Here is a 312-nt window from a genome sequence, read left to right on the forward strand (position 1 = left end):
GATTTAGAGAGTCCTAGGTATCATAATGAAAAAACGTTGTCGGTGAGTGAGTTTGAGGAACTTCTAGGTATCAATGTAGCGGAAACTGGTTTGGGTCAGATTCAGGGTCGTACTACAGGTGGTAATGTTTCTAGTGTTGCGTTTGGTGATGTGGAATTCACTGGTCGTGAAATTCGTGAGGAAGTTGGTCTTGATCTTTCGTCTAGTGACTTTACTTGGGAAAGGCGTGGTGACACGATCCATATCGAGACAAGGGGCTGGGGTCATGGTGTTGGTATGAGTCAATTTGGTGCGAATGGTATGGCGCTAGAG

1 pseudogene is annotated in these 312 nt (G+C 45.5%); it reads left to right on the forward strand.

The features are described 5' to 3' along the window. A pseudogene (locus AOA59_RS32350) lies at nucleotides 1-312 on the forward strand (hypothetical protein); the annotation flags it as partial.

The organism is Pseudomonas sp. 2822-15, assembly GCF_002742515.1.
Classification (GTDB): domain Bacteria; phylum Pseudomonadota; class Gammaproteobacteria; order Pseudomonadales; family Pseudomonadaceae; genus Aquipseudomonas; species Aquipseudomonas salomonii.